The organism is Paenibacillus senegalimassiliensis, assembly GCF_001486585.1.
GTDB lineage: Bacteria > Bacillota > Bacilli > Paenibacillales > Paenibacillaceae > Fontibacillus > Fontibacillus senegalimassiliensis.
This window is the reverse complement of record NZ_LN909034.1, coordinates 34,090-59,984: the sequence shown is the minus strand read 5'-3', so window position 1 is coordinate 59,984 and position 25,895 is coordinate 34,090. Positions and strand designations below refer to the sequence as shown.

The 25,895-nt window shown below is 49.8% G+C and carries 25 protein-coding genes, 1 pseudogene and 1 riboswitch; of the genes and pseudogenes, 25 read left to right on the top strand and 1 reads right to left on the bottom strand.

The genetic code is table 11. From position 1 onward, the window contains the following. The first annotated feature begins 32 nt into the window (after positions 1 to 32). The 3 genes from BN3279_RS00590 to rsmI all read left to right on the top strand — a co-directional run bounded on the left by BN3279_RS00590 (position 33) and on the right by rsmI (position 2,118). Positions 33 to 404 (top strand): initiation-control protein YabA, encoded by a 372-nt coding sequence (locus BN3279_RS00590; protein ID WP_059048762.1) that lies wholly within the window; start codon positions 33 to 35, stop codon positions 402 to 404. A gap of 62 nt (positions 405 to 466) precedes the next feature. Further along, positions 467 to 1,222 (top strand): tRNA1(Val) (adenine(37)-N6)-methyltransferase, encoded by a 756-nt coding sequence (locus BN3279_RS00585; protein ID WP_059048761.1) that lies wholly within the window; start codon positions 467 to 469, stop codon positions 1,220 to 1,222. Continuing rightward, on the top strand, positions 1,219 to 2,118 hold the full coding sequence (gene rsmI, locus BN3279_RS00580) for a 16S rRNA (cytidine(1402)-2'-O)-methyltransferase (protein ID WP_059048760.1): 900 nt from the start codon (positions 1,219 to 1,221) through the stop codon (positions 2,116 to 2,118). Before BN3279_RS00585 ends, rsmI begins: the two co-directional genes overlap by 4 nt. A gap of 145 nt (positions 2,119 to 2,263) precedes the next feature. Here the strand turns inward: rsmI and BN3279_RS00575 are convergent, their stop codons facing one another. Next, the gene (locus BN3279_RS00575; RefSeq protein ID WP_018753512.1) at positions 2,264 to 2,518 is read right to left on the bottom strand and encodes an AbrB/MazE/SpoVT family DNA-binding domain-containing protein; all 255 of its coding nucleotides are present in this window, start codon (positions 2,516 to 2,518) and stop codon (positions 2,264 to 2,266) included. Between the two features lie 309 nt (positions 2,519 to 2,827). On the opposite strand from BN3279_RS00575, the gene BN3279_RS00570 reads away from it, so the two are divergent. From BN3279_RS00570 to BN3279_RS00465, 22 genes and pseudogenes are all read left to right on the top strand, one after another. Further along, a complete protein-coding gene (locus BN3279_RS00570; protein WP_059048759.1) occupies positions 2,828 to 4,117 on the top strand; it encodes an HD domain-containing protein in 1,290 nt (429 codons plus the stop codon). Between the two features lie 13 nt (positions 4,118 to 4,130). Further along, positions 4,131 to 4,907, top strand: a complete 777-nt coding sequence (locus BN3279_RS00565) for a TatD family hydrolase (RefSeq protein WP_187377708.1) — start codon at positions 4,131 to 4,133, stop codon at positions 4,905 to 4,907. A gap of 213 nt (positions 4,908 to 5,120) precedes the next feature. Further along, positions 5,121 to 5,334: riboswitch (cyclic di-AMP (ydaO/yuaA leader) on the top strand. Between the two features lie 263 nt (positions 5,335 to 5,597). Beyond that, entirely contained in the window at positions 5,598 to 6,734 is a 1,137-nt protein-coding gene (locus BN3279_RS00560; protein ID WP_059048757.1) for a 3D domain-containing protein, read from the top strand. A 140-nt stretch (positions 6,735 to 6,874) separates the two neighbouring features. After that, complete coding sequence (rnmV, locus tag BN3279_RS00555; RefSeq protein ID WP_059048756.1) at positions 6,875 to 7,435, top strand: ribonuclease M5; 561 nt, start codon at positions 6,875 to 6,877, stop codon at positions 7,433 to 7,435. Next, positions 7,426 to 8,322: a 16S rRNA (adenine(1518)-N(6)/adenine(1519)-N(6))-dimethyltransferase RsmA gene (gene rsmA / locus BN3279_RS00550; RefSeq protein WP_059048755.1), complete on the top strand. Its 897-nt coding sequence runs from the start codon at positions 7,426 to 7,428 to the stop codon at positions 8,320 to 8,322. The genes rnmV and rsmA overlap by 10 nt, the downstream gene beginning before the upstream one ends. Before the next feature lie 38 nt (positions 8,323 to 8,360). Continuing rightward, complete coding sequence (gene yabG / locus BN3279_RS00545; protein WP_059048754.1) at positions 8,361 to 9,263, top strand: sporulation peptidase YabG; 903 nt, start codon at positions 8,361 to 8,363, stop codon at positions 9,261 to 9,263. 213 nt (positions 9,264 to 9,476) lie between these two features. Beyond that, positions 9,477 to 9,752, top strand: coding sequence for a biofilm formation stimulator Veg (gene veg, locus BN3279_RS00540; RefSeq protein ID WP_059048753.1), 276 nt, complete (start codon positions 9,477 to 9,479; stop codon positions 9,750 to 9,752). Between the two features lie 176 nt (positions 9,753 to 9,928). Further along, a complete protein-coding gene (locus BN3279_RS00535; RefSeq protein ID WP_059048752.1) occupies positions 9,929 to 10,105 on the top strand; it encodes a small, acid-soluble spore protein, alpha/beta type in 177 nt (58 codons plus the stop codon). Between the two features lie 189 nt (positions 10,106 to 10,294). After that, complete coding sequence (ispE, locus tag BN3279_RS00530; RefSeq protein ID WP_059048751.1) at positions 10,295 to 11,149, top strand: 4-(cytidine 5'-diphospho)-2-C-methyl-D-erythritol kinase; 855 nt, start codon at positions 10,295 to 10,297, stop codon at positions 11,147 to 11,149. Between the two features lie 127 nt (positions 11,150 to 11,276). Continuing rightward, on the top strand, positions 11,277 to 12,113 hold the full coding sequence (purR, locus tag BN3279_RS00525) for a pur operon repressor (RefSeq protein WP_059048750.1): 837 nt from the start codon (positions 11,277 to 11,279) through the stop codon (positions 12,111 to 12,113). Positions 12,114 to 12,289: 176 nt separating this feature from the next. Beyond that, positions 12,290 to 12,574 carry a septation regulator SpoVG gene (gene spoVG / locus BN3279_RS00520; protein WP_009226349.1) on the top strand — a complete coding sequence of 95 codons (285 nt, stop codon included), beginning with the start codon at positions 12,290 to 12,292 and terminating at the stop codon, positions 12,572 to 12,574. A 137-nt stretch (positions 12,575 to 12,711) separates the two neighbouring features. Further along, positions 12,712 to 14,115: a bifunctional UDP-N-acetylglucosamine diphosphorylase/glucosamine-1-phosphate N-acetyltransferase GlmU gene (glmU, locus tag BN3279_RS00515; RefSeq protein ID WP_059048749.1), complete on the top strand. Its 1,404-nt coding sequence runs from the start codon at positions 12,712 to 12,714 to the stop codon at positions 14,113 to 14,115. 98 nt (positions 14,116 to 14,213) lie between these two features. Next, positions 14,214 to 15,167, top strand: coding sequence for a ribose-phosphate diphosphokinase (locus BN3279_RS00510; protein WP_059048748.1), 954 nt, complete (start codon positions 14,214 to 14,216; stop codon positions 15,165 to 15,167). A 111-nt stretch (positions 15,168 to 15,278) separates the two neighbouring features. Beyond that, positions 15,279 to 15,839 carry an aminoacyl-tRNA hydrolase gene (pth, locus tag BN3279_RS00505; protein WP_059048747.1) on the top strand — a complete coding sequence of 187 codons (561 nt, stop codon included), beginning with the start codon at positions 15,279 to 15,281 and terminating at the stop codon, positions 15,837 to 15,839. Between the two features lie 47 nt (positions 15,840 to 15,886). Beyond that, positions 15,887 to 16,117, top strand: a complete 231-nt coding sequence (locus tag BN3279_RS00500; protein ID WP_059048746.1) for an anti-sigma-F factor Fin — start codon at positions 15,887 to 15,889, stop codon at positions 16,115 to 16,117. 158 nt (positions 16,118 to 16,275) lie between these two features. Further along, complete coding sequence (gene mfd / locus BN3279_RS00495; protein WP_059048745.1) at positions 16,276 to 19,800, top strand: transcription-repair coupling factor; 3,525 nt, start codon at positions 16,276 to 16,278, stop codon at positions 19,798 to 19,800. After that, positions 19,787 to 20,884 carry a peptidylprolyl isomerase gene (locus BN3279_RS00490; protein ID WP_059048744.1) on the top strand — a complete coding sequence of 366 codons (1,098 nt, stop codon included), beginning with the start codon at positions 19,787 to 19,789 and terminating at the stop codon, positions 20,882 to 20,884. Before mfd ends, BN3279_RS00490 begins: the two co-directional genes overlap by 14 nt. Positions 20,885 to 21,200: 316 nt before the next feature. Continuing rightward, positions 21,201 to 21,743, top strand: coding sequence for a stage V sporulation protein T (spoVT, locus tag BN3279_RS00485; protein ID WP_059048743.1), 543 nt, complete (start codon positions 21,201 to 21,203; stop codon positions 21,741 to 21,743). Between the two features lie 160 nt (positions 21,744 to 21,903). Next, positions 21,904 to 23,476 (top strand): annotated as a pseudogene (locus BN3279_RS00480) (polysaccharide biosynthesis protein). A gap of 116 nt (positions 23,477 to 23,592) precedes the next feature. After that, positions 23,593 to 25,092: a bifunctional methyltransferase/pyrophosphohydrolase YabN gene (gene yabN / locus BN3279_RS00475; RefSeq protein ID WP_059048742.1), complete on the top strand. Its 1,500-nt coding sequence runs from the start codon at positions 23,593 to 23,595 to the stop codon at positions 25,090 to 25,092. 183 nt (positions 25,093 to 25,275) lie between these two features. Then, on the top strand, positions 25,276 to 25,548 hold the full coding sequence (locus BN3279_RS00470; protein WP_018753532.1) for an HU family DNA-binding protein: 273 nt from the start codon (positions 25,276 to 25,278) through the stop codon (positions 25,546 to 25,548). Further along, positions 25,548 to 25,829, top strand: a complete 282-nt coding sequence (locus tag BN3279_RS00465; protein ID WP_018753533.1) for an RNA-binding S4 domain-containing protein — start codon at positions 25,548 to 25,550, stop codon at positions 25,827 to 25,829. The genes BN3279_RS00470 and BN3279_RS00465 overlap by 1 nt, the downstream gene beginning before the upstream one ends. Positions 25,830 to 25,895: the final 66 nt, after the last annotated feature.

Here is a 25,895-nt window from a genome sequence, read left to right as displayed (position 1 = left end):
AAAGACTTTAGAGATGACTCTGGGGTGGGAACTTGGAGAACAAGGATATTTTCACACATATGCAGACGCTGGAAACGCAAATGGGAAAAGTACACGGCGATTTGGGCAGCCTGAAGCTGGAGGTCAAGAAGCTGGTGGAAGAAAACCAACGGCTCCTGCTCGAGAATGAACAACTGCGCAAAATACTCAAGCTGGAAAGCACGGAGGGGCGTCTACCTCCCGGTATAGCCGAAGGCGCGGATGGGACAATACCACCGGGCAAAGAAGCCATCGACGTGGTAGGTGAGGGCTATGATAATTTAGCGCGCCTGTACCATGAAGGCTTCCATATTTGCAATGTTTATTATGGACATCTTCGCACGGAAGGCGATTGCCTGTTTTGTTTGTCGTTTTTGAATAAATAGTGAACCGTAGGGGATTCCCTACGGTTTTTTTAAAGTTTCGGGAAGGACGGAAATTGAGGTTTATGGACAAGGTAACTATATATGCTCAGGAACGAATTGATGATTTGCTCACCCATCAGCTCTCCATTATCCAGAGCGATGAGATCTTTAGCTTTTCGATGGATGCAGTGTTGCTTGCTCGGTTTGCGGCTGTACCCAAATACGGGAAGGTTCTTGATTTGTGCACGGGGAATGGAGTAGTGCCCCTGCTGTTGTCCACTCGAACGCAGGCGACTATTGAGGGGATTGAAATTCAGCCGCGGGTGGCTGATATGGCGCGTCGTAGCGTGGTTATGAACGAATTGGAGCATCGCATTCATATCCGTGAAGGTGATTTGCGGGAACTTGTGCATATTACCGGACATGGAACCTATGATGCCATCACCGTCAATCCACCCTATATGCCCCTGACGACGGGGGAGACCAAGCTCAATGAGCATCAGGCCATCGCCCGCCATGAAATTTATTGTACGCTGGATGAAGTGGCCGCCGCCGCCATGCGTTTGGTGCGTCCTGGAGGCAAGGTCTCGATGGTCCACAAGGCACAGCGTTTGGGAGAGATTATTACTGTGTTGCGTCAGTACCGTCTGGAGCCTAAGGTGATTCGCTTTGTCCATCCTAGAATCGGAGCAGAGGCCAATATGGTATTAATAGAAGCTTTGCGCGATGGCAAGCCCGATATGCGGGTTATGCCTCCACTGATAGTATACGGAGAAGATGGGGGATATACAGAAGAAGTCATGAACATTTATTACGGACCAAAAGAGGGTAGATCATGAGCATACATGTACAAAAAAGCTTTGTTGCGAGTTCCGGTGAATCGGTCTTAGGGGAGAAGGGAAAGTTGTTTCTGGTAGGTACGCCCATCGGCAACTTGGAGGATATGACCTTCCGGGCGGTGCGTACGTTGCAGGAGGCAGATATTATTGCTGCGGAGGATACGAGACAGACGCGAAAGCTGCTAACGCATTTTAATATATCTCCTGCCAAACTGGTCAGTTATCATGAGCATAATAAGGCCGCCAGTGGGCCTGAATTGATACGCCTTATAATAGAAGGAAAAAATTTGGCATTGGTCAGTGATGCCGGTCTACCAGCGATTTCCGACCCCGGCAGCGATCTGGTGAAATTGGCACTGGAAGCGAATATTTCTGTCATTCCTGTACCTGGTGCTAATGCAGCTTTATCGGCTTTAATTGTCTCGGGTTTGCCCACAGAACGCTTCATGTTTTTAGGCTTTCTCCCCCGCGATTCAAAAGAACGTGGACAATTGCTGAAATCGCTGGAGGATGAGATGGGGACATTATTGATGTACGAATCCCCTCATCGTGTGATAAAGACGCTGGAGGCTCTGCTTGATGTTTGGGGCAACCGACGTATCGTATTAGCCAGGGAGTTAACGAAGCGCTATGAAGAACTGACTCGTGGATCGATTCAAGATTGTCTGGACTGGCTGCTGGAGCATCCTCCGCTTGGAGAGTATTGTCTGGTTATTGAAGGGGCGGGATCTGAAGAGGTTAAGGAAAGACAGGCGGCCTGGTGGCAAACGTTGTCGTTGGAAGATCATGTACGGCATTACGAGGAGCAGGAAGACTTGACGCGGAAGGAGGCGATGAAGAAAACAGCGCTTGATCGTGGAGTGTCGAAACGGGATATTTATAATCAACTTTTATAATATAGAAGCATTTTAAGCCGATAGTAAATTTTGGACAAAAAAAGGGTGCCCTCGCTAGGCCGGGTTCAAGCCAAGGAAGGCACCAAGGAGATATGAAAAAGGTTAGAATTAACAGTTTCAGTAAATCTATTATATACTATAATTCTTAATTTGTCACAGGGGTAGGAAGCTCAGTAATACATTCATGGCAAACAATTTTGCCTTTGAAGTATGTTACGTTTTCGGCATTACCGCAGAAGATGCAGGCTGGCTCATATTTCTTGAGCATAATCCGCTCGCCATCTACATAAATTTCAAGCGCATCTTTCTCGCCAATACCCAGGGTGCGACGCAATTCGATAGGGATAACAACGCGGCCCAACTCGTCGACTTTTCTTACGATACCTGTTGATTTCAACATACTGATGATAGCCCCTTTCAGTTCATTTTTAATCGTCATTTTTCGACATTGTTCTATCTTTTATGATATTTATAATACCAACGATTGCCAGAATAGTCAACCTATTTATGGCAGAGTTCTTTGTTATTTCTAAATTTTTTTGATGAATATCTCTGAAAAGCATGATTATACCTAGGAAGTTAGTGATATTCTATAATTCGACATTCGACAAAGACTATATATGACTTTATACGACAATATTCGACAAAAACCTTCGACATTAGTCATTTTTTCGTCATTTCAATAAAAATGAAGAGGAGTGTGTGAACCATGTATCGTCAACTTCGTGAAGAAAAGGTATTTAAGGACCCCGTACACAATTATATTCATGTGCAGGATGAAGTGATTTGGTCGCTCATTAATACGTCCGAGTTCCAACGTCTTCGTCGGATTCGTCAATTAGGTACTTCGTATCTGACATTCCATGGTGCAGAGCACAGTCGCTTCTCGCATTCGCTAGGTGTTTATGAAATTACGCGCCGAATTATTTCTCAGTTTGAACGCGGGGGTTATGCAGACTGGCCTGGGGAGGAGAAATTAGTAGCTTTATGTGCGGCACTGCTGCACGATCTGGGCCATGGGCCATTCTCTCACTCCATTGAGCAGGCCTTCGAGATGGACCATGAGGATTGGACCTGCAAAATTTTGCTCGGGGATACCGAGGTAGGTAACGTGCTGCGCCGAATTTCTTCTGATTTTCCAGAGAAGGTGGCTTCCGTCATTCGGAAGGACTATGATAATCCGATCGTGGTTAATCTGGTATCCAGTCCTCTCGATGCGGATCGAATGGACTATCTGCTGCGTGATGCCTATTTCACCGGGGTGAACTACGGTACGATTGATATGGACCGAATTTTGCGGATGCTGCGGCCTTTCCAGGGGAGGGTGGTAGTGAAGGAGTCGGGAATGCATGCTGTGGAAGATTATCTGATGTCCCGTTATCAGATGTATTGGCAGATTTACTTCCATCCGGTGACACGCAGTTCAGAAATTATTCTTCGCCAAATCCTGCGCCGGGCAAAAGAACTATATCGGGAGCATTATGAGTTTGAATTCCTACCCTACCCGCTTCCTAGCCTCTTCGACGGCAACATAAACGTTCGTGATTATCTGCAGTTGGACGAGGCATTGATGCAAACGGCCTTCATGCAGTGGACTCGGGAGGCGGATGAGCGGCTAAGCGACCTGTGTATCCGGTTTTTAAATCGGAAATTGTATAAATATGTAGAGGTTGAGACAATTGATCTGGAAATGTTGGGACAAATTCGTACCGCTTTTGAACAGGTAGGGTTAAATCCGGATTACGATATGGAAATTGATTTTCCAACCGATCTACCTTATGATGTGTTCCGTCCGGATGAGGGGATCGGGGAGAAGCAAATTCTGTTATTGGACCGCCAGGAGCAGTTGCGGGAAATCTCTGAGGTGTCCGATATTGTCAGGTCGATTAGCGGACTGCATCGGGGGAAATATCATTTGTATTATCCCGACAATAAGTTATGCGCTGTCATGGATCAGTTACCCCAGGAAGTTGCGCAAATTTTTAAACAACGCATTTAGGAGGTCAGAGGACATCATGTTATTTGATACACATACACATTTGGATGCGACCCAATTTGACGAAGATCGCGAGGAAGTGATTGCGCGTGCCGTAGAACAAGGGGTTACGCGAATGATTAACATTGGGTTTAATCGGGAGACAATCCCGACAACGATGAAGCTGGCCGAGTCTTATGACTTCATTTATGCTGCGGTAGGGTGGCATCCTCAAGATGCCATTACGATGCAGGAGGGCGATTTGGACTGGATTGCTGAATTATGCAAGCATGAGAAGGTAGTCGCTATCGGCGAGATTGGACTGGATTATTATTGGGATACATCCCCTAAAGAGGTACAACATGAGGTGTTCCGCAAGCAAATCGGACTGGCTCGCAGTCTTGGTATGCCAATCTGCATTCATAATCGTGATGCCCATGAGGATGTAGTGAAAATTTTGCGCGAAGAAAAAGCCCATGAAGTGGGAGGCGTCATGCACTCTTACTCTGGCAGTTGGGAAATTGCCAAAATGTGTCTGGATTTGGGATTTCATTTGTCGTTTGGCGGACCGATTACGTTTAAAAATGCAAAGCAGCCGAAGGAAGTGTTGGCGAAGACACCTCTTGACCGATTACTGATCGAGACGGATTCCCCTTATTTAACACCACATCCATTTAGAGGGAAACGAAATGAGTCTGCTCATGTGCGCCTGGTTGCCGAAATGGCTGCCGAGCTAAAAGGGGTAACCTTTGAGGAAATTGCCCAAATTACCACTCAAAATGCACTGGAACGATTTGGTATTACGAGTATTTGAGAGATAAACGAATGAAAAAACGAGGATTTCGGAAAGATTAATACATTTTAACCATTAAAACGGATATAATTACATTTTTTTAACCATTTATTTAAAAAAACGTGGTTGATTCGTCCTTTACAACATGCATCGAAACAGGATAGAATTTTTTCAGTGATCGTTTTGGTCCGTTTCGAACACTTGAAATTTGGATCACTCGATGCTTGATTCCATGAACCAGTCTCGCTGAATCTCCGAATGGAGAACGGGGGAACCAATGCAAGCGACTAGCGGCGAATTTGCCAACTGCGCTCGTATTTGATTTCTTTACCAGGGTCTATGGGGTGAATTCGAGGTCATTGCGCCATGAGCGAATGTACTGAGAAGGGGCGGCTCTCTTTCGTCCTAACCCGACAGCTAACCTCGTAAGCGTATCAAGAGAGGTAACTCGTGCAGCCTACTACACCAAGACCATCAGGAAGCCACGAAGGAGTTCCTCTAACTCTTTCTTTAGGCTTCTTTTGTTTTGAATAAAAGTAGTAGGGTCATCATACTGTTGATAAACAGGAGGTGACACCCGCAGGGCAGACTGGGAAAGGATACGAAATGCAAGTGAGCAAGGGGCGCATTTCGTAAATCAAGAATGTAGTCGCGTCAAATGTAATTGTGCATCGATCTTGACGGCGAGGCTATGTAAGGAGGACGGAAGATATGGGCATTTTCCACAAAGAGGAGACCCATGAATCACGCTCATCCAGCATGTCTTACGCATTGCGATGGAAGCAGTTAAATATTCGTCAGGTTGCGCTCGTCGGCGTTCTGACCATCGCGGTAATCATCATCATCCTCATATGGCTGTATGGCCAGCAAAATAAACAAATTTCCCTGGTTATCGACGGTAACGTCCAATCGGTGGAAACACGGGAAGACAGCGTTGCTGACCTGCTGGATGAACAGGCCATCAATCTGCATCCCAAAGATACATTATCGCGTCCGCTGGGTAGCGTGCTTACGGATGGCGACCGAGTCGTCATTGTACGGGCGGTTCCGGTAAAGGTGAGCGTGGACGGAGAGACAAAAACGACTTTCACTACCAAGGAGAAGGTCAAAGATGTGCTAGATGAGCTAGGTGTCACTTTGAATCAAGATGATAAGGTAACTCCTGCCCTGGACCGCAAGCTGGACGCGGATGCAGGAATCACAATTGTTCGGGTGAGCAAGCATCTGGTACAAACCGAAGAAGCTGTGCCTTTTAGCGTCGTGAAGACATCCGATAAGGAACTGCTGAAAGGGACGACGAAGGTCGTTCAGCCCGGCAGTGAGGGCATGGTCATTCACAACATCGAGAAAACCTATGAGGACGGAATATTCGTGACCAAGCGCTGGCTTGGCAAGGAGGTCTCGAAGGAGGCCCAGCCGAAAGTCGTGGCCGTAGGCACGAAGGAACCGACAGCCGTTCTGTCGGCCAGCATCAGCCGCAGTGCAAATACTGTGAACATTGGCGGCAATGCCACCAAGAACGGTGTCTCTTTTAAATATAAAAAGGTGCTTAAGAACGTTACGCTGACCGCCTACTCTTCGGAGCAAGAAGGAATCGGCACTCGTACGGCTTCCGGTACTCGTGTAACGGAGGGCAGAACGATTGCCGTTGACAAATCTGTCGTTCCGCTTGGCTGGTGGGTCTACATTGAAGGAATCGGGTTCCGCAAGGCTGAAGACACCGGCGGAGCCATCAAGGGAAATAAAATGGACGTTTACTATGACAGCTTGAAGACGGCTAAAAACTTTGGCCGTAAGAAAGGTCGTACTGTATACGTCATCGGCCCGACGAAGCCGGAATTAAACTAGCTTCTCCGTTTTACAATGCGGAAGAAGTGGGATACAATATGTACACAAAGTATTCAGGATGATGATAAAGACAGTGGATTAGAAGAGGATGAGAATCCTCTTCTTTTTGTTGTAGAGGCAATGGAAAGAAGGTAACTCAGATGATCAAGGAAGTCATCGTGGTGGAGGGCCGGGATGATACCGTCGCCGTCAAGCGAGCCGTTGAGGCGGATACGATTGAAACGGGCGGGTCAGCCATCAACGAGACTACGCTTACGAAGATTGCTCTGGCGCAAGAACGCCGGGGCGTTATTATATTTACCGATCCCGATCACGCAGGAGAACGGATTCGCAAAATCGTGGCGGCCCGGGTACCGGGGTGCAAGCATGCCTTCTTACCTGAAGCGGAGGCCACGAAGCGTGGGGATATCGGTGTGGAGAATGCTACGCCAGAGGCCATTCGTACGGCGCTGGCACGCTTGCATAACGAAGTGCCAGGGGTGGAGCCTATCATTGCCTGGGAAGACCTGATTGCGGCGGGACTCATCGTTCATCCGCAGGCAGCCGCGCGAAGAAAGGCGCTGGGAGAACTGCTCGGCATCGGATATTGTAACGGGAAGCAGCTATATAAGCGTCTAACGGTATTTCGCATTAGTCAGGAAGAATTTGCAGCAGCAATTGTGAAGCTGGAAGATAAAGGGGTTAACGAAACATGGGCATGAGGGAGGATATATCAACGCCTCGTCGAACGAAGGAAATTATCCATCGGCATGGCTTCTCATTCAAAAAAAGCCTGGGACAAAATTTTCTGATTGATCAGAATATTCTCGGCAAGATTGTGGCTGCGGCAGGCTTGGACGCGGACAAGGGAGCGCTGGAGATTGGACCGGGCATTGGTGCCTTGACGGAGAAGCTTGCTCGTGAGGCTGGCAAGGTTACAGCGGTAGAGATTGATCAGCGGCTACTGCCCATTCTGGAAGAGGTATTGGAGCCGTACCCGCATGTTCATGTCGTGCACGGGGATGTACTTAAGCTGGACCTTCAAGCGTTGTTTGCAGCAGAATTTGGCGGGTTGAATGGTGTTAGCGTGGTGGCGAACTTGCCATATTACGTGACGACGCCCATTCTGATGCGGCTGCTAGAGGAGAAGCTGCCTCTGGAGCATATTGTAGTCATGATCCAGAAGGAAGTAGCGCAGCGGATGTCGGCTTCTCCAGGCGGCAAGGATTACGGAAGCTTGAGTATCGCCGTGCAGTATTACAGTGTACCAGAGCTGATCTGCACGGTGCCTCACAGCGTCTTCATTCCTCAGCCGAATGTGGAGTCTGCTGTCATCCGCCTAACGGTTCGCAAGCAGCCGGCTGTTGCTGTACAGGACGAGGAATTCTTCTTCGATGTTGTTCAGGCTTCCTTCGCTCAACGGCGCAAGACGATCTCGAATAATTTGAAGAGCCGCTACTTCCCTAAAGAAGGGCGGGAACGGCTGGACCAGTTGCTGACGGAGACGGGAATTGTACCGTCACGGCGGGCCGAGACGCTAAGTATCGAGGAATTCGCTAAGCTATCCGATGTACTACTGGAGGCAGGCGTAAAGGAACTCCAATTGTAACCATTCACTGTATACGCCCATACGATGGGGTAGAGGTGATGGATTTGACGAATTTGGGAGACTTGGTCGTCCGCAAATCTTACGGTGGAGACGTGACGTTCCGAATTGAACGAATTGAGCGGAGCGAAGCTATCATCAAAGGCACGGAGTTCCGACTGCTGGCGGATGCGCCCTTGAACGATCTGATTAAGGTCGATCCGGCTTCCCCGGGTGAGAAGACGCAGCGGGTCCGTATCAAAGCGACAGAATCGCTCAAGCGGCTCACGCAAGACCGTGAGGAACTAACGGAAAGAAACCGTACGACCATTGGCCGGGCGTATTATACGCAAGGGGAGCCGGCTTATTTCGAGGTTCCCGGTAAGGTGTTGCATCTGGATGGGGACGAACGTTATTTGCAAAAGAGCTTGAGCTTATATGAGAAGCTGCGTGTTCCGGCTCAGGGCTACTATGTCACAGAGGCTCAGATGGCCCAAACGTTGTATCGTCTGTTGCCCGTTGTCAAGCCGGATATTGTAGTGCTTACAGGGCATGATGGCGTGCTGAAGTCACGTCCTTCGGGCGATTTGTATCAGCTTGCCAGCTACAAAAATTCCCGGCATTTCGTCGAGGCGATCGCGCGTGCTCGCGAGTACGAACGGAATTTTGATACGCTGACGATTGTAGCGGGAGCTTGTCAGTCGCATTTTGAGGCGCTTCTGCAAGCTGGCGCTAACTTCGCCAGCTCACCGGGACGCGTGTTGATTCATGCCCTGGACCCGGTGTATATCGCGGCAAAGGCTGCATTAACCTCCATACGGGAGACGATTCAAATTACCGATGTTCTGAATCATACGATCAGCGGGGCTCAAGGTGTAGGTGGGATCGAAACACGAGGCAGCTACCGAATCGGACTGCCCAAGCTGCAGGATTTATCGACCCTTCATGTCGTTCCTTCAGTGTAGACTAATAATATTTTTGTCCATTCCGGAAGGACTCTTGGCGTTAGCCTGAGGCCTTCCGGTTACTTGTCTTTAGGCTTATCCTACATCAAACTATAATTGTCGAAAAAAAAACGTTGACATCGCTTTTTACCTACTGCTATAATTATTTGTTTTGAATTGACAAACCTGTGACTTTTCTGTATAATGGACAAAGAAAGAAGGTGGTCACAGGCAATGGCTAAAAATGCGCTGTCGGAAATTAAGCATAGTCTCGACGCCCACGTAGGACAGAAAATTATGCTTCGGGCCAACGGAGGTCGTCGCAAGACCGTGGAACGTACCGGAGTCTTGGAAGAGACCTATCCTTCGGTCTTCATTGTGAAGCTGGATGAAGAGCAGCAAACCTTTAAGCGTGTGTCTTACAGTTATGCCGATATACTGACCGAATCTGTTGAGGTCATGATTTGCAATGACAACGATGAGATGCGGATTTCGTATATTAAACCGTGAACATCATGAAGAGCCAGCAAACGGCTTTCGCCTTAAGCGAAGGCCGTTTTTTTCTTGCCTTACACGCCGTCTGAAGCTTGGTGCACCCAAGTGGACAGCTTTCCCTCGTATGAAGGGAACGGCGGGACGTATACTAACCTTGTTCCTTTATCCAAGATCAAAGGAGGAGGCTGACGATGTCGCGCAGAAGACGCAGCGTTATGTCGGAGAACTTCAAGGTCGAACTTGCCAAGGATTTGGGATTTTATGATACTGTTCAGCAGGAGGGCTGGGGAGGCATTAAAGCAAAGGACGCCGGGAACATGGTGAAACGGGCGATCCAGCTTGCCGAGCAAGCCGCGAAGCAGCAGTAGCGTAAGCCAGAACGAAGTTCCTCGAAGGAGGAGCTTCGTTTTTTGCGCCTTATGAAGTAAGATAGAATCAGGAATTTTTGTCTTTCATACATAGACGTAGAGCTAACATTTTTTTAGAATAGAGAAACGTAAAGGTAGACCTAGGGAACCTGAGGAACTACACGGACTTGTTGAAGGTGGGGAAGCGCCATGAAAATTTACGAGAAAGCACCGGCCAAAATCAATCTGATGCTTGATGTTCTGCATAAGCGTCCGGATGGATACCACGAGGTCGAGATGATCATGACGATGGTGGATCTGGCGGATCGATTGGAAATGAGCGCTCTCCCCCGGGATACGATCATTATATCGAGCCAGGCGGGGTATATTCCGCTCGACGAGAAGAACCTGGCCTTCCAGGCAGCAAAGCTGATCAAGGAGCGCTACAACGTGCGTAGCGGTGTATATATTCATTTGGACAAAAAAATTCCGGTAGCCGCTGGCCTGGCCGGTGGCAGCAGTGATGCTGCAGCTACACTCAGAGGACTGAACCGTCTGTGGGGGCTGGGGATTCCTGAGGAGGAACTCAAGGAGCTTGGCGCAGAGCTTGGCTCGGACGTCCCCTTCTGCGTCACTGGAGGGACGGCCCTGGCGACAGGACGAGGCGAGCTGCTTACGCCGCTGCCGAATCCGCCCCAGTGCTGGGTGGTGCTGGCGAAGCTGCCAATCAACGTGTCAACAGCAGAGGTATACGGCCGCTTACGCAGCGAGGGCATCACAGATCATCCATCCGCGAAGCGCATGCAGGAGGCACTGGAGAGGCACTCTTTCCAGGACGTTTGTCAGGAGCTTGGCAATGTGCTAGAGCGGGTCACGCTGCAAATTCACCCGGATGTGGCTCATCTCAAGGAGACGATGTTGCGTCTCGGAGCGGACGGCGTCCTGATGTCGGGCAGTGGGCCAACCGTATTTGGTCTGGTATCCAAGGAATCAAAGGTATCTCGCATATATAACGGGTTGCGTGGCTTCTGCAAAGAGGTATACGCTGTACGGCTGTTGACCTGAGTGCTCTTCGCCAAACCATCCAAAGGTCAAATAAAGTAGCTGACCGGATAAGGTTCAAGGCTTGGACAAATCCGTACAAAAATGTTATAGTTTCTTTAAAATATTCGGATTTAGCGAGGGGTACTTCGTGAAAAAATTAAAGAGAAGCGCTCGTTTAGTGGAGATGACCCACTACTTATTATCCCGCCCACACCACTTGATTCCATTGACAACCTTTGCTCAGCGCTATGGGGCAGCCAAATCGTCCATCAGTGAAGATCTTGGGATCATCAAGGAAGTATTTGAGGAAGAGGGTATGGGAGAGCTGTTAACGCTCGCTGGCGCTGCTGGTGGCGTGAAATATATCCCCCGGGTTGCCCGGGAGCAGGCACTGACCTTTATTCAACAAGTGTGTGACAAGTTGGCGCAGCCGGACCGAATCTTGCCAGGCGGTTATTTATACATGTCTGATTTGCTAGGTCAACCGGCCTTAATGAATGAAGCGGGCAAATTGTTTGCTACCGCCTTTGGCGATTTGGACATCGATTGCATCATGACCGTGGAGACCAAAGGGATTCCACTGGCTTATGCGACGGGTGCTGAACTGAACCTACCGGTCGTTCTGGTGCGTAGAGACCATCAGGTGACCGAAGGCTCGGCCGTAAGCATTAATTATGTGTCCGGCTCTCATAAGAGCCTGCATACGATGACTTTGTCACGGCGGGCCTTGAAGGAGAACTCTCGGGTCCTGATCGTTGATGATTTCATGAAGGCGGGTGGGACCATTCAAGGGATGGTTGATCTGCTCGCTGAGTTTAATGCCAAGGTGGCTGGTGTCGGCGTATTGGTGGAATCTGGAGAGATTGCTACGGAGCAACGTCTGCTGCATGATTATATTTCCCTCGCTACACTTCGGGCAGTGGATGCCAAAGGCAAAGAAATTTCGGTGGAGCCAGGTAACTATTTCTCAAAAATAGGACAATAAGAACCGTGTCGATTGTACCTCAAAAAAGTGGAAATTCCGACGAAACCTGTCGAAAAGCCCATAAATTCAAAAAAAATCGTGAATTTAGCCTATTTTGTTCATCCAAAAAAAAGGATTTCCGTTTGCTTTGTGGAATATTACACCAAGTCTCTGATGGAAAAAGGTGGTGAACACACATGCAAATTACGGATGTAAGGCTCCGCCGCGTCAGCTCTGAAGGCAGAATGAAAGCGATCGCATCCATTACCATCGACAACGAATTTGTTGTTCATGACATTCGCGTCATCGACGGCAACAATGGAATGTTTGTAGCTATGCCTAGCAAGCGCACACCGGACGGGGAGTTCCGGGACATCGCGCATCCGATTTCCTCGGGTACTCGCGAGAAGATTCAAGCTGCAGTTCTGGCTGAATATGAACGCGCTGCCGAGCAAGAGGAAGCCATTGAAGAAGGGGCGTAAGTCGTAGTCATTTTTTTGATGCTCGATTGGGGTTCGAGGAAAAGGGAGTCATGCCTGTGCATGGCTCCCTTTTCTTTTTCCCCTAAATGAGATATATTCAGTAATGAGTTTAAGTGAGAGGTAAGGAGGCCGGGGCTTTGAAAAGGTTAGCGATTGTTCTTGCCGCAGGGCAAGGGAAGCGCATGAAGTCCAAGCTTTATAAGGTTCTTCATCCTGTATGTGGTAAGCCGATGGTTGGGCATGTGCTTGATGCGGTGAACCAGGCTGGATGCGAGCGCAGCATCGTGGTGGTTGGCCACGGCGCAGAGGCGGTGAAATCCTATTTGGGTTCATCGGCGGAATATGTGCTTCAGGAGCAGCAACTCGGTACTGGACATGCGGTGAAGCAGGCCGGACCATTACTTGCTGAAGAACAAGGGACGACCGTTGTCATCTGTGGAGATACGCCCCTGGTAACTGCTGAAACGATTGAAGCGCTGATTAATCATCATACCCGCAAGAGTGCAGCGGCTACGGTACTGACTGCCCATATGGACCAACCCTACGGTTATGGACGCGTCGTTCGAGGGGAGAACGGTACCGTCTTACGAATTGTTGAGCAGAAGGATTGCTCACCTGAGGAAGCGGCCGTGCAAGAGATCAATACAGGCACTTATTGCTTTGATAATGCAAAATTATTCGCTGCACTGGAGAAGGTCACAAATCATAATTCCCAGCAGGAGTATTACTTGACCGACGTAATCGGCATTTTGGTGCGTGAGAACGAAGTGGTCGAAGGGTACGCAGTGCCCGATGTTCGCGAATCGATTGGGGTCAATGACCGGATCGCGTTGTCCGAGGCTGAGCAGATGATGCGGGAACGTATTGTGCGGGGGCACATGCTTGGCGGGGTAACGATTATTGATCCAAGCTCGACCTATATTGGCGCGGAAGTTACGATTGGTTCTGACACCGTGATCTATCCAGGGACATTTTTGTCCGGCAAAACGGTGATCGGTGAAGATTGCATCATCGGACCCTCGGCTCAAATCGAGGACAGCATAATTCTTGACGGTGCGAAGGTGAAGCAGTCCGTTCTCAGTCAGGCCGAAGTCGGCCGGGAATCGACGGTGGGACCGTTCGCTTATTTGCGTCCCGGGACCAAGCTCGGCTCCAAGGTCAAGGTTGGCGACTTTGTCGAGATTAAGAACGCTTCGCTTGACGATGGAGCCAAGGTATCGCATCTTAGCTATGTCGGGGATGCCAAGGTCGGGAAGAACGTCAATATCGGCTGTGGTGCGATTACAGTGAATTACGATGGTTATAATAAGTCTATTACGGAGATTGAGGACGATGCATTCGTGGGCAGCAATGTCAACTTGATTGCACCCGTGAAGGTGGGCAAAGGCGCCTATGTGGTAGCCGGCTCAACGATTACCCAAGCAGTTCCCGAGAATGACTTGGCCATTGCCAGAGCAAGACAAGAGAACAAGGCGGGATACGCAGAGAAGATTCGTGCCCGTGCGAAAGCTAAGAAACAAAGGCAGCAAGAGTCGGAGTAATTATTTTAGCAGTGACCATTTCAATGACGGGGTAGCTTGAAGGCGGGTTAATAGATGCTCCCTTTCGCTATCTACACAGCACGGAGGGTTTTGAATTTATGACTTATTGCGATTCTAAATTAAAGATATTCACCTGTAACTCTAATCCCAAACTGGCCCATCAAATTGCCGATTACATCGGTATTCCCATGGGAGATTCGGATACGACGAGCTTTAGCGACGGCGAGATTCAAGTCAAGCTGTCGGAAAGTGTTCGGGGTTGCCATGTCTATATAGTTCAGTCTACATGCGCGCCTGTGAACGACAATCTGATGGAACTGCTTGTTATGGTGGATGCTTTGAAGAGAGCTTCCGCCAAGAGTATCAACGTGGTTATCCCTTATTACGGCTATGCCCGTCAGGACCGGAAGGCTCGCTCACGTGATCCGATTACGGCCAAACTGGTAGCCAATCTCATCGAGAAGGCTGGCGCTCACCGGGTCATTACGATGGATTTGCATGCGATGCAGATTCAAGGCTTCTTCGATATTCCGGTGGATCATATGTTAGGCGTACCTATTTTGGCTCAATATTTCCGTTCGAAGCATATTGTTAATCCGGTTGTTGTGTCTCCTGACCATGGCGGCGTTGTACGGGCACGTAAATTGGCTGACTTCTTGAATGCGCCGCTGGCAATTATTGATAAGCGTCGTCCGGAGCCGAATGTCAGCGAAGTGATGAACATTATCGGGAATATTGAAGGCAAGACAGCGATCTTGGTCGATGATATCATCGATACCGCCGGAACCATTGTTCTTGGTGCTAATGCCCTGAAGGAAGGCGGCGTGGAAGAGGTTTACGCCTGCTGTACACATGCGGTGCTGTCTGGTCCGGCTATGGATCGACTGGAGAACTCTCCGTTGAAAGAAGTCATTGTTACAGATACGATTCCGATTACGCATCCGAATCCGACCAGCAAGCTGAAAGTGTTATCCGTGGCCCCATTAATGGGCGAAGCGATTATTCGTGTTCACGAAGAACTGTCTATCAGCAAGCTGTTTGAGATCGAATAGCAGAATCAAGGCGATTCTCTTGGACTTGTATAGGGGTTGCATTCCTTTCCCCGGGATGCAACCCCTATCGGCGTATGCTGGATTGAAGATCATGGTGGAGGTAATTGTGGTATGAAGTGGATCGTCGGACTCGGTAACCCTGGAGCCCAATATGCCAAGACGAGGCATAATATCGGATTTATGGCCGTGGATGAACTGGCTCGCCGCCATGGCATTGAAATCAAGCAGAGCAAATGCAAGGCATTAATTGGTGAGGGTACACTGCCTGGTGGCAAGGTCGTGCTGATTAAACCGATGACCTACATGAACCTGTCGGGTGAAGCGGTGCGGGCTTATATGGATTATTATAAAGCCTCCCTGGACGACATGATTGTTGTGTATGACGACCTGGATACGGAAATCGGGCGCAACCGACTCCGTTATCAAGGCAGTGCGGGCGGGCATAATGGAATTAAATCAATAATTCAGCATACGGGTACGCAAACATTTAATCGAATCCGCATGGGGATATCACGTCCTGAACCGGGATATGCTGTGGTGGACTATGTTCTGTCCGGCTTTGCCAAGAAGGACAAGCCTTTATTGGAGCAGTCAATTTCGGCCGCATGTGATGCGCTCGAATTCAGTCTGGATCATACCTTTGAACAGACCATGGCCAAGTTTAACGGATAGTTGTACAGGGCATACTGGAGACATAACCCTTCTCCAGGAGGCATAAGATGGCTATAAATTACGTTTGCCGGCATTGTCGTACTCTGATAGGTAGAATAGAGGCAACCGGGGTCACAGAAGCCCAATTAGGCTTTCATTCCTTGACCCCCGATGAGCGGAGAGATATAATAGCGTATGATTCGCATGGTGAAATGACGGTCCGTGTGACCTGCGATTATTGCAGGGAAGCCATTGACCATAACCCGGAGTTGCTGCTGCTAACAAACCCGCTGCAATGATTACAGCGGATGAAGTGGCGCATTTCTGTTCCGCAGCAGTCTACCGGATTTCAGGGAAAATTACGGTTATAGAGCCTTGGCACGTTTGCTGAGGCTCCTTTTTGGTTCGAGTATGGAAACGATATAGATTTAATAAGCAGTAAGAGAGGTGCCTCATTTTGCTACAAGCACTTATTCAAGCTTTTTCCCGGGATGACGACTTTGCTACTACAGTCGCGGGTGTTCATTCAGGCATGAAGGAGCAGTTGATTTCCGGCTTGTCAGGATCATCCAGACAGGTCATGCTGGCCGCTTTGCAGCAGGAAACAAATCGTCCCCTTCTTGTCGTGACCCACAATATGTTTGCTGCCCAGAAAATATTTGAAGATTTACAGGAAGCGCTAACACCGGACGGGGTGTTGCTGTACCCGGCGAATGAGTTGGTGGCTGCGGAGTCGGCTGTATCCAGTCCGGAAACGCTGGCGCAGCGGATTGAGGTACTTCTACAATGCTCCCGAGGTTATCGGGGCATTGTAGTGGTGCCTTATTCCGGTATTCGGCGGTATATTCCAACCCCGAAAGCGATGGCTGAAGCTGGCATACACATCACCTTGGGCGGAACGGTGGAGTTGGAAGCTTTTCTAAAGAGTATGGTTGAACTTGGCTATGAACGCGTTGAACGCGTCGAGTCACGTGGGGAAATGAGTCTGCGGGGCGGTATTATTGATATCTACCCGTTGACCTCCACCATGGCCTATCGGATTGAGCTGTTTGATGATGAGGTGGATTCGATCCGTACCTTTGATCCGGCAGATCAACGGTCGGTAGACCAGGTGAAGGAGGTCTTCATCCCTCCATGCAAGGAATTGATCGCTTCGACAGAACGGTTGGAGCGGGCAGCCCAAGCGGTGGCGGAGAAGCTGGAAATCCAATTGGATAAAATGACTGACCGTCAGGCGAAGAACCGACTGCGTGAGGAACTGTTCAAGGAAATGGAGATGCTGCGAGAGCATGTTCATTTCCCGGAGATGTACAAATACATCTCACAGATCTATCCGGAGAGAAGTCTCTTGTATGACTATATGCCTGAGGATACCCTGCTCATTCTGGATGAACCGGCTCGTCTGCTGGAGACGGCCAAGCAGCTTGAACGTGACGAAGCCGAGTGGAATCTGCATTTGTTCCAGAATGGGAAGAGCTTGCCCGAGTTGCCGCTGGGTGTGGATGGAGATAGTGCCTTATACCATCGACCGTTCCAGACCTTGTTCCTGTCCTTATTCTTGCGGCAAGTGCCACATTCCCAGCCGCAGAACATTATTAATTTTGTCAGCCGGGGAATGCAGGATTTTCACGGTCAGATGAATGTGCTTAAGGCCGAGATGGAGCGTTGGAAGAAGAGCGGCGCTAACGTTATGATGCTGGCAAGCGGCGAAGAACGCATGGAGCGTATGCGGCGGGTGCTACAGGACTATGGAATTGAGGAACCGACCCTGCTTAAGGGCAATCTGCAATCAGGTTTTGAGCTACCTTCCGTGCATCTGGTTGTCATTACTGAGGGAGAAATGTTCTCTCAGAAGCAACGCAAGGCACGTCGCGTCGCCAAGAGCATGGACAACGCTGAGCGCATTAAGAGCTATACGGAGCTTAAGGTGGGCGATTACGTGGTCCATCAGAACCACGGTATCGGTAAATACTTAGGCATCGGTACGCTGGAAGTCGCGGGCATTCATAAAGACTATATGCATATTCTATATGCTGGTGGTGATAAGCTCTCCGTCCCGATCGAACAGATCGACATGATTCAGAAGTATGTGGGCTCGGAAGAGAAGGAACCGAAGGTTTACAAGCTGGGCGGTAATGAATGGACTCGGGTAAAGAACAAAGTTCGTTCCTCGGTACAGGATATTGCTGATGACCTAATTAAATTGTACGCTGAACGTCAGGCCGCACCGGGTTATGGCTTCGAGAAGGATTCACCGGAGCAGCATGAATTTGAAGGAATGTTCCCTTACGATGAGACCCCTGATCAGCTTCGGGCCATTGAAGAGATTAAGAAGGATATGGAGAAGAGCCGTCCTATGGACCGGCTGCTCTGCGGCGACGTCGGTTATGGCAAGACCGAGGTGGCCATTCGGGCTGCCTTCAAGTCAGCCATTGAGGGCAAGCAAGTAGCGGTACTGGTGCCAACGACGATTCTGGCTCAGCAACATTACGAGACGTTCCGTGAACGCTTTGCAGGTTATCCTATCAATATCCAAACGTTAAGCCGTTTCCGTAGCCGCAAGGAACAGAATGAGACCATTAAAGGTGTGCGTCAGGGTACAGTGGATATTGTGATCGGAACCCATCGGATTCTGTCGCAGGACCTGGTATTTAAGGATCTCGGTCTGTTAATTGTTGACGAAGAGCAGCGCTTTGGCGTAACTCATAAGGAGAAGCTCAAGAAGCTGAAGACCAATGTCGATGTGTTGACATTGACGGCAACGCCTATTCCGCGGACGCTGCATATGTCGATGCTAGGTGTGCGTGACCTGTCCGTTATTGAGACACCGCCGGAGAACCGTTTCCCTGTACAGACCTATGTGGTGGAGCATAGCCAGGCGCTGGTACGAGAGTCGATTGAACGCGAGATGGCAAGAGGCGGCCAGATTTATTACTTGTATAACCGTGTACAAGGCATTCAGGAGATGGCTGCGCAAATATCGATGCTTGTACCTGAGGCCCGTGTAGGGATTGGACATGGTCAGATGTCGGAGCAGGAGCTGGAGAAGACCATCCTTGATTTCCTGGACGGGGAGTACGACGTGCTGGTCAGTACAAGTATCATTGAGACCGGGGTGGACATTCCTAACGTGAACACGTTGATTGTCCATGATGCCGATAAAATGGGCTTGTCCCAGTTGTACCAATTGCGTGGACGGGTAGGGCGATCCAACCGGATTGCGTATGCCTACTTTACGTATCAGCGGGACAAATCGCTGACAGAGGTCGCTGAGAAGCGGCTGCAATCGATCAAAGAGTTCACTGAGCTTGGCTCTGGCTTCAAAATAGCGATGCGTGACCTCTCCATTCGGGGCGCCGGTAATCTGCTGGGCGCTGAGCAGCATGGATTTATCGCGTCAGTCGGTTTTGATTTGTATTCGCAAATGCTGGCTGAGGAAATTCAGAAGCGTAAGGTAACGATGCTGGGCGAGACCGATGTGGCCGATACAAGTTGGAACACTTCCATTGACCTTGGTATCGATGCGTATTTACCGTCTGATTACATTTATGATAGTATTCAGAAGATTGAGATTTATAAGAAGACAGCTTCCGTTACATCCTTCGAGGACGTGGCCGAGCTTGAGGACGAGATGCTGGACCGGTTCGGAGACCTACCTGAAGCGGTACGCAACCTCCTGTCCGTGGCTCGGGTCAAGCTGTACGGCAAGCAGTTCGGTATTGAGTCCATCGCGCTTCGTGCTGATGAGGTTGTCCTGAAGTTCCACGAGGGGCGAGAGAAAGTGGTCATTCCGAATAAACTTGCGGAAATTGGAAATCTGTTCGGAAGACGTGTACAATTTAGTCAAGGGTCCGTGATGCTCATCCGCATGAAAGTCAAAGGGATGAACGATCAAGAGTTGATGAGTTTATTGGAACAATTTCTGGATGCGTTAAAAGATGCGTTCAAAGCGAAAGGGGAACTACAAAATGTTTCAAAGTAAAAAGCGTTCTTGGAAAACGCTAATGATTGCCCTTGTGGCGGTACTAGCCTTCACCGTGATGGCGGGATGCGGGAAAAAAGAAGCTGGAGAAGGCAAGGATAGCAGCAAGGTGATTGCTACCTATGAGGGCGGCGAGATTACCGAGAATGAGTTTGACCTCGAGCAACGCATGGTCCTGGCTCTTCAACCACAAATGGAGCAATTGATCCAAATGGAGGATTTCCGGGAATTCCTGATCAAGCAGGAAATTGCCTACGAATATCTGGAAGGCAAGGCTGATAAGAAGACAAAGGATGCAGGCAAGAAAAAAGCCGAAGATCAGCTTAAAGAAATGAAGGCTGCTTATGGTGATGAAACCTTTAAGACAATGCTCGATTCTCAGCAACTGACCGAAGCTCAGTTCGCGGCCTACATGACGCGGATCTTCACCGTCATGGAAGGTGAGCAGCAGAAAATTACTGAAGATGATGTGAAGAAAGAATTTGATGCTACCAAAGATAGCTACACTACAGCATCTGTGCGTCATATATTGATTAACTTTACCGATCCTGAAGGCAAAGAGCGGACTCCAGAAGATACACTCAAGTTAGCTCAAGACGTTAAGGCTAAATTGGATAAAGGGGATGATTTCGCTGCACTCGCGAAGGAATACTCCGAAGATCCAGGGTCCAAAGAAAATGGTGGACTGTATGAAAATGTATCCGTAGACCAGTGGGTACCCGAGTTTAAAGAGGCTGCTTTAACGCAACCCTTGAACGAAATCGGCGAGCCTGTGGAATCTCAATTTGGTTATCATGTGATTCGCGTTGAAGCGCGTACGGAGAAGACCTATGATGCTTTGACTAATGAAGAGAAGGAAATGATTAAAACGAACTTGGCCGCGAATAAATTGGACGAGTTCATGGCAGGGGACCTGGAGAAGAACATTATTAAGAAAATTGAGCTGCCTCCAGTGAAGACCGATGAAGGTACAGATGCAGGCACCAATGCCGGAACCGAAGGTTCTGGAAATGCGGGCACTGATACCGATGGGGCTACAAACGGTGCTGAAGGCGAAGGCAACAGCACTAACACGGGCAAGTAAACTCAGATTCCCGATCATAAGCAAGAAAAAATTAAAACAGCGCAAACATGTGTTTGCGCTGTTTTCTTTTGCCCTAAAGGCAAATCCTTATGCACAGTCGATAATAAAAAATCATGGTGCATTATGATGAATAAGGTGTTCCCCACCGATGAATACTATGGTCAGAATCACAGAGGCATCTCTCCCTATTCGCGAACCTCGGTCAGCGCTTTGGCAAAAGTGTAAGACGCATAAAGCTGCGTTCATCCGATTTGCATAGAGACCGTCTATAAAACCGTAGTTCAAAACTTCTTAAGAAAGTGGGGCAACAAGTAAAATGAAAGCTACTGGTATTGTACGCCGTATCGATGATCTGGGCCGTGTCGTTATCCCTAAGGAAATTCGCCGGACCTTACGTATTCGTGAAGGAGACCCGTTAGAAATTTTCGTGGATCGGGATGGAGAAGTGATTCTGAAGAAATACTCACCGATTGGTGAACTGGGCGATTTCGCCAAGGAGTATGCAGAATCGCTGTATGAGAGCACAGGACATATTACACTGATCTCCGACCGTGATGCCATCATTGCGGTAGCAGGGGCTTCCAAGAAAGAATATCTGGACAAGCAAGTCAGCATGCTCCTTGAGAGTAGTATGGAAAGTCGGAAAATCATTGTGGACACCGATTCGGGATCTTATGAGATTACCAAGGACAGACCTGAAAATATCTCTTCCTTTGTTATCGCTCCGATTATTGCTGGTGGCGACCCTATTGGCACAGTGATACTGCTCAACAAAGATGACTCTGTGAAGATGTCTGATCTGGAGTCTAAAATGGCTGAAACTGCAGCAGGTTTTCTGGCTAAACAAATGGAGCAGTAGGACGATTGCTATTCACGCAGGGCGCATCTATAAACTTACACATCCGGTTACTAAGGCGGTCAGTCTGCCACGGGACGGAGGTGTAAGTTTTTTGCGTTTCGTCTTATAATGAAACCTGCGAGTGAAGCAAGCTAATCTTAATTGGCAAAGTAGGTAACTTATGATGACGACGAAGGACAACCTGTCCTCCAAGCTGTTGAAGGGGGCAGCCGTGCTTAGCGCGGCGGCTCTGCTGACCAAATTGCTCGGGATGCTGCAGAAGATTCCGCTGCAAAATATTGGGGGAGACGGTGTTTTTGGCATTTATAATACGGTGTATCCTTTTTATCTGCTCTTTCTGACGTTAACGACCGCGGGGTTCCAGGCGGCGGTAGCCAAATTTGTGGCAGAGCGGCAAGCTAGCGGCCGAGAGAGCGAACAGAGGGAAGTGTTGAGGACGGCCGCTGTTGGCATGTCGTTGCTGGGCGCTGTTTGTGCTGCGCTGCTTTATTTTGGAGCGCCATTGCTGTCTCGGCTCATTGGCAGCAGCTTGCTTGTCCCGGCTTTGCAGGGCGCTGCTCCAGCGCTGTTGTTTGCGCCGCTGACGGCGGCATTGCGAGGTTATTTTCAAGGCTTGCAGAACATGGTGCCTACTGCTCTGTCTCAAGTGACAGAGCAAGCTGCCCGCGTCGCGGTTATGATCCTTTTATTACTTTATCTAAGTGGATTACATATGCCGGAGCATGTGCTTGCTGGAGGGGCTTTGGCAGGCTCGGCTGCGGGAGCAGCGGTAGGCCTGATGGTGATGCTGATTTATTGGCATAACCATGGGAGAGGTTCAGCGCGGCCAAAATTCGGCGGGAGACTCTCGGTAGCTCGCGCTGAGCGCCCTGTGTCGGAGCCAGGTGCGAAGCTTGAAGATGGACAAGGCAAGTCTCTTGCCGCGTCTTCTGTGACCAGAATAGCTCTCTTAGGGGCGTTATGGAAGTATGCCCTGCCTATCAGCCTGGCGGCGCTTGCTGTACCGCTGATGAGTCTGGTTGATACATTTACTCTGCCACGTCTCTTGCCTGGACATGGCGGGGAGTTGCAGATCATGGCTCAGGTAGGGGTCTATAATCGGGGAATTCCGCTGGTGCAGCTAGTAACGATGTTGGCCAGTTCTTTGTCGGTGTTATTTATCCCGGCTATGGCCGAACTGCAAATTAAAAGGAACGATTCAGCTATACGTAAGCAGGTGCAATTGGCTCTGCGGTGGTTCTGGCTGATCGGCCTGGCGGCTTCACTGGGCTTATCCATGCTGGCGGAGCCGATCAATGTGATGCTGTACGAGGATGCGACAGGCACCGGCACGTTGGCCTGGATCGCCTGGACGGCGGCGCCAGGCGCTATGGTCGCCGTGACGAGCGCTTTACTGCAGGGGCTCGGGCATGTACGAGCCCCGGCTTGGCACTTGCTTGCTGCGGCGATCCTGAAGACCGCGCTGAACGCGCTGCTGGTGCCGCAGCTTGGGATTACCGGGGCGGCGATTGCGGGTATCGCCGCCTATGGCGTAGCCGCTGCGCTGAACCTTGCGCTGCTGCTGCCTGGCTGCGGCTGTGAGCCTGCTCGGCGTGCTGCTGGGCGCAGCCGTGTTTGTCGCAGCCGTGCTACGCACACGGCTGCTTACGGCGGCAGAGCTGGGCGCTCTGCCGCGGGTGGGGACGAAGCTGCTGTCGCTGCTTCGGAAGCTGCGCTTGCTGCCGCCATCCTGATGCGGCTAGCCTAAGCGCTTACTCCTGCGGAGTCCATTGCCTTCGCCGATTTCATATTCGGCTCCGGCAATGGTATAGTTAAAAACATGATGAACGGACAGGGAGTGAGGAAGAGCATGAGCGCAACCATTACGGTCATTGGCCTTGGTTCCGGTGATCCCGACCGGCTCACGTTAGGGAGCCTGAAACGATTGCAGGGCGCCAGCGAGCGTTACATAAGAACGAAGGATCATCCGGTCGTCTCCTGGCTGGCGGAGACAGGAGTGGAATTCACCTCGTTTGACGAGGTATATGAAGCGAAGGATCAATTCTCCGAAGTGTATGAGGAGATTGCTACCCGTTTGCTGAGCTATGCTGAGGCTAGCTCTCCAGGCTCCGAGATTGTTTATGCGGTTCCCGGGCACCCCATGGTGGCGGAGGCTACGGTGAAGCTATTGCGAGAGCGTTGCGAAGAGAGGGGGATTCCCCTTTCTATTATTGGGGGAGAGAGCTTCTTAGACGAGGCCTTCCTCCGGCTGGGCTTCGATCCCATTGAAGGTTTTCAATTATTGGATGCGTCGGCCCTTGGCAGTGGGTGGGCGATTGATCCCCGTCAGCATACGTTGATTGGGCAGGTGTATGACGTGCTTACCGCCTCTGAGGTGAAGCTTGGACTGATGGAACTGTTACCGGATGATTACCCCATTGTTGTTGGACACGCGCTGGGCGTAGACGGGCAGGAGCAGATCGAGCGAATTCCGTTGTATGAACTGGACCGAATTCAGGGGTACGGTAATTTATCCTTGGTATATGTCCCTGCCAGTAACGACGACGCGCTGCGTATGCGCAGCTTTCAGCGTCTTCATGAGATCGTATCAATCCTGCGGAGTCCAGACGGCTGTCCTTGGGACCGGGAGCAAACCCATGCATCTATCCGCAAAAATCTCATTGAGGAAACCTACGAGGTGTTGGAGACCATTGACGAGGATGATCCCGATCATATGCGGGAAGAGTTGGGGGATTTGCTGCTCCAGGTGATGCTCCATTCACAGATGGAAGAGGAAGAAGGCGTCTTTACGGTGTATGACGTCATCCAGGAGTTGAATGAGAAGCTGATTTATCGTCATCCGCATGTATTCGGACAATTAAGTGCTGAGGATGCCGAGGCCGCATTGAACAACTGGGAAGCAATGAAGGCAGAGGAGAAGAAGCGGAAGGGCGTCATCGACGAGCAGCCATCTGCGCTGAACGGGGTGCCTCGCGATCTACCCGCGCTCATGAAGGCCTACAAGTTGCAGAAGAAGGCGGCGAAGGTCGGATTTGACTGGGATGAAATCGATGGTGTCTGGGCCAAGCTGGAGGAGGAAGTTGCTGAATTGAGAGCAGCGGTAGCCGAAGGGTTAGCGCCGGAGCTACAGGAACTGGAGCTTGGCGATGTATTGTTCTCCGTCGTCAATGCCGCTCGTCATATCAAGGCTGATCCGGAACTGGCGCTAACGCAAACCATTCGCAAATTCACCCGGCGGTTTCACTATGTGGAGCAGCGATTGAGCGAACAGGGAAAATCCATGAGCGACAGCACTTTAGCGGAGATGGACAAGCTGTGGGATGAAGCTAAGTCGAAAGAACGGGAATAATGGGATAAAAGGCCTAAATATCGGTTTTTTTGCGAAAAAAACAAAAAAAAGTTCCAAATGGTGCAGGATTTTTCATCTCAAGCAAGAATACTCATACAAAGATATCGACGGGCCTAGATCAGGCATTTATGCCTGTAGTACCAAGGTATCACCTATTTCTTTTAATATTGGGAGGCATTATTAATGAACAAAACAGATCTGATCAACAACATTTCCAGCAAAAGCGGTTTGACTAAAAAAGACGTTGAATCCGTATTGAACGGCTTCCTCGGTGAAATTACCGAAGCGCTTGCTGGCGGAGACAAAGTACAATTGATCGGCTTCGGTACGTTCGAAACTCGCAAACGCTCCGGTCGTACGGGCCGCAACCCGCAAACCGGCAAAACTATTGAGATCCCGGCTTCCAATGTTCCGGCATTCAAAGCGGGCAACAAGCTTAAAGAAGCTGTAAAATAATGCGTCTTGATAAATTCCTGAAGGTGTCACGGTTGATTAAGCGGCGTACGGTGGCCAAGGATGTCTCCGAGCAAGGCAGAGTCCTGATCAACGGACGTGAGTCTAAACCGAGCAGTAACGTCAAGATCGGCGATGAGATTACGGTTCAATTCGGCCAAAAGCTGGTGACCGTTCGTGTCGAACGCTTGGTTGAGACTACTCGTAAGGACGAAGCTGCTACCATGTATACCTTGGTCAAGGAAGAGCCGATCGCCAAGGAGTCCGGTCTAGACTGGATGTAAGGCGAGAAGCTAACAAAAGGCCCCGCACATTACGTGCGGGGCTTTTTGTTTTTAACTACGTAGGCG

Bases quoted from the DNA above. Each gene is read 5' to 3' on its own strand.
- pth (WP_059048747.1), top strand. From the start codon at position 15,279: ATGAAGTGGATCGTCGGACTCGGTAACCCTGGAGCCCAATATGCCAAG.
- BN3279_RS00585 (WP_059048761.1), top strand. From the start codon at position 467: ATGGACAAGGTAACTATATATGCTCAGGAACGAATTGATGATTTGCTC.
- BN3279_RS00570 (WP_059048759.1), top strand. From the start codon at position 2,828: ATGTATCGTCAACTTCGTGAAGAAAAGGTATTTAAGGACCCCGTACAC.
- BN3279_RS00560 (WP_059048757.1), top strand. From the start codon at position 5,598: ATGGGCATTTTCCACAAAGAGGAGACCCATGAATCACGCTCATCCAGC.
- yabG (WP_059048754.1), top strand. From the start codon at position 8,361: ATGGATTTGACGAATTTGGGAGACTTGGTCGTCCGCAAATCTTACGGT.
- BN3279_RS00470 (WP_018753532.1), top strand. From the start codon at position 25,276: ATGAACAAAACAGATCTGATCAACAACATTTCCAGCAAAAGCGGTTTG.
- BN3279_RS00535 (WP_059048752.1), top strand. From the start codon at position 9,929: ATGTCGCGCAGAAGACGCAGCGTTATGTCGGAGAACTTCAAGGTCGAA.
- spoVT (WP_059048743.1), top strand. From the start codon at position 21,201: ATGAAAGCTACTGGTATTGTACGCCGTATCGATGATCTGGGCCGTGTC.
- ispE (WP_059048751.1), top strand. From the start codon at position 10,295: ATGAAAATTTACGAGAAAGCACCGGCCAAAATCAATCTGATGCTTGAT.
- BN3279_RS00465 (WP_018753533.1), top strand. From the start codon at position 25,548: ATGCGTCTTGATAAATTCCTGAAGGTGTCACGGTTGATTAAGCGGCGT.
- veg (WP_059048753.1), top strand. From the start codon at position 9,477: ATGGCTAAAAATGCGCTGTCGGAAATTAAGCATAGTCTCGACGCCCAC.
- spoVG (WP_009226349.1), top strand. From the start codon at position 12,290: ATGCAAATTACGGATGTAAGGCTCCGCCGCGTCAGCTCTGAAGGCAGA.
- BN3279_RS00490 (WP_059048744.1), top strand. From the start codon at position 19,787: ATGTTTCAAAGTAAAAAGCGTTCTTGGAAAACGCTAATGATTGCCCTT.
- rnmV (WP_059048756.1), top strand. From the start codon at position 6,875: ATGATCAAGGAAGTCATCGTGGTGGAGGGCCGGGATGATACCGTCGCC.
- rsmI (WP_059048760.1), top strand. From the start codon at position 1,219: ATGAGCATACATGTACAAAAAAGCTTTGTTGCGAGTTCCGGTGAATCG.
- BN3279_RS00575 (WP_018753512.1), bottom strand. From the start codon at position 2,518: ATGTTGAAATCAACAGGTATCGTAAGAAAAGTCGACGAGTTGGGCCGC.
- yabN (WP_059048742.1), top strand. From the start codon at position 23,593: ATGAGCGCAACCATTACGGTCATTGGCCTTGGTTCCGGTGATCCCGAC.
- rsmA (WP_059048755.1), top strand. From the start codon at position 7,426: ATGGGCATGAGGGAGGATATATCAACGCCTCGTCGAACGAAGGAAATT.
- BN3279_RS00500 (WP_059048746.1), top strand. From the start codon at position 15,887: ATGGCTATAAATTACGTTTGCCGGCATTGTCGTACTCTGATAGGTAGA.
- BN3279_RS00510 (WP_059048748.1), top strand. From the start codon at position 14,214: ATGACTTATTGCGATTCTAAATTAAAGATATTCACCTGTAACTCTAAT.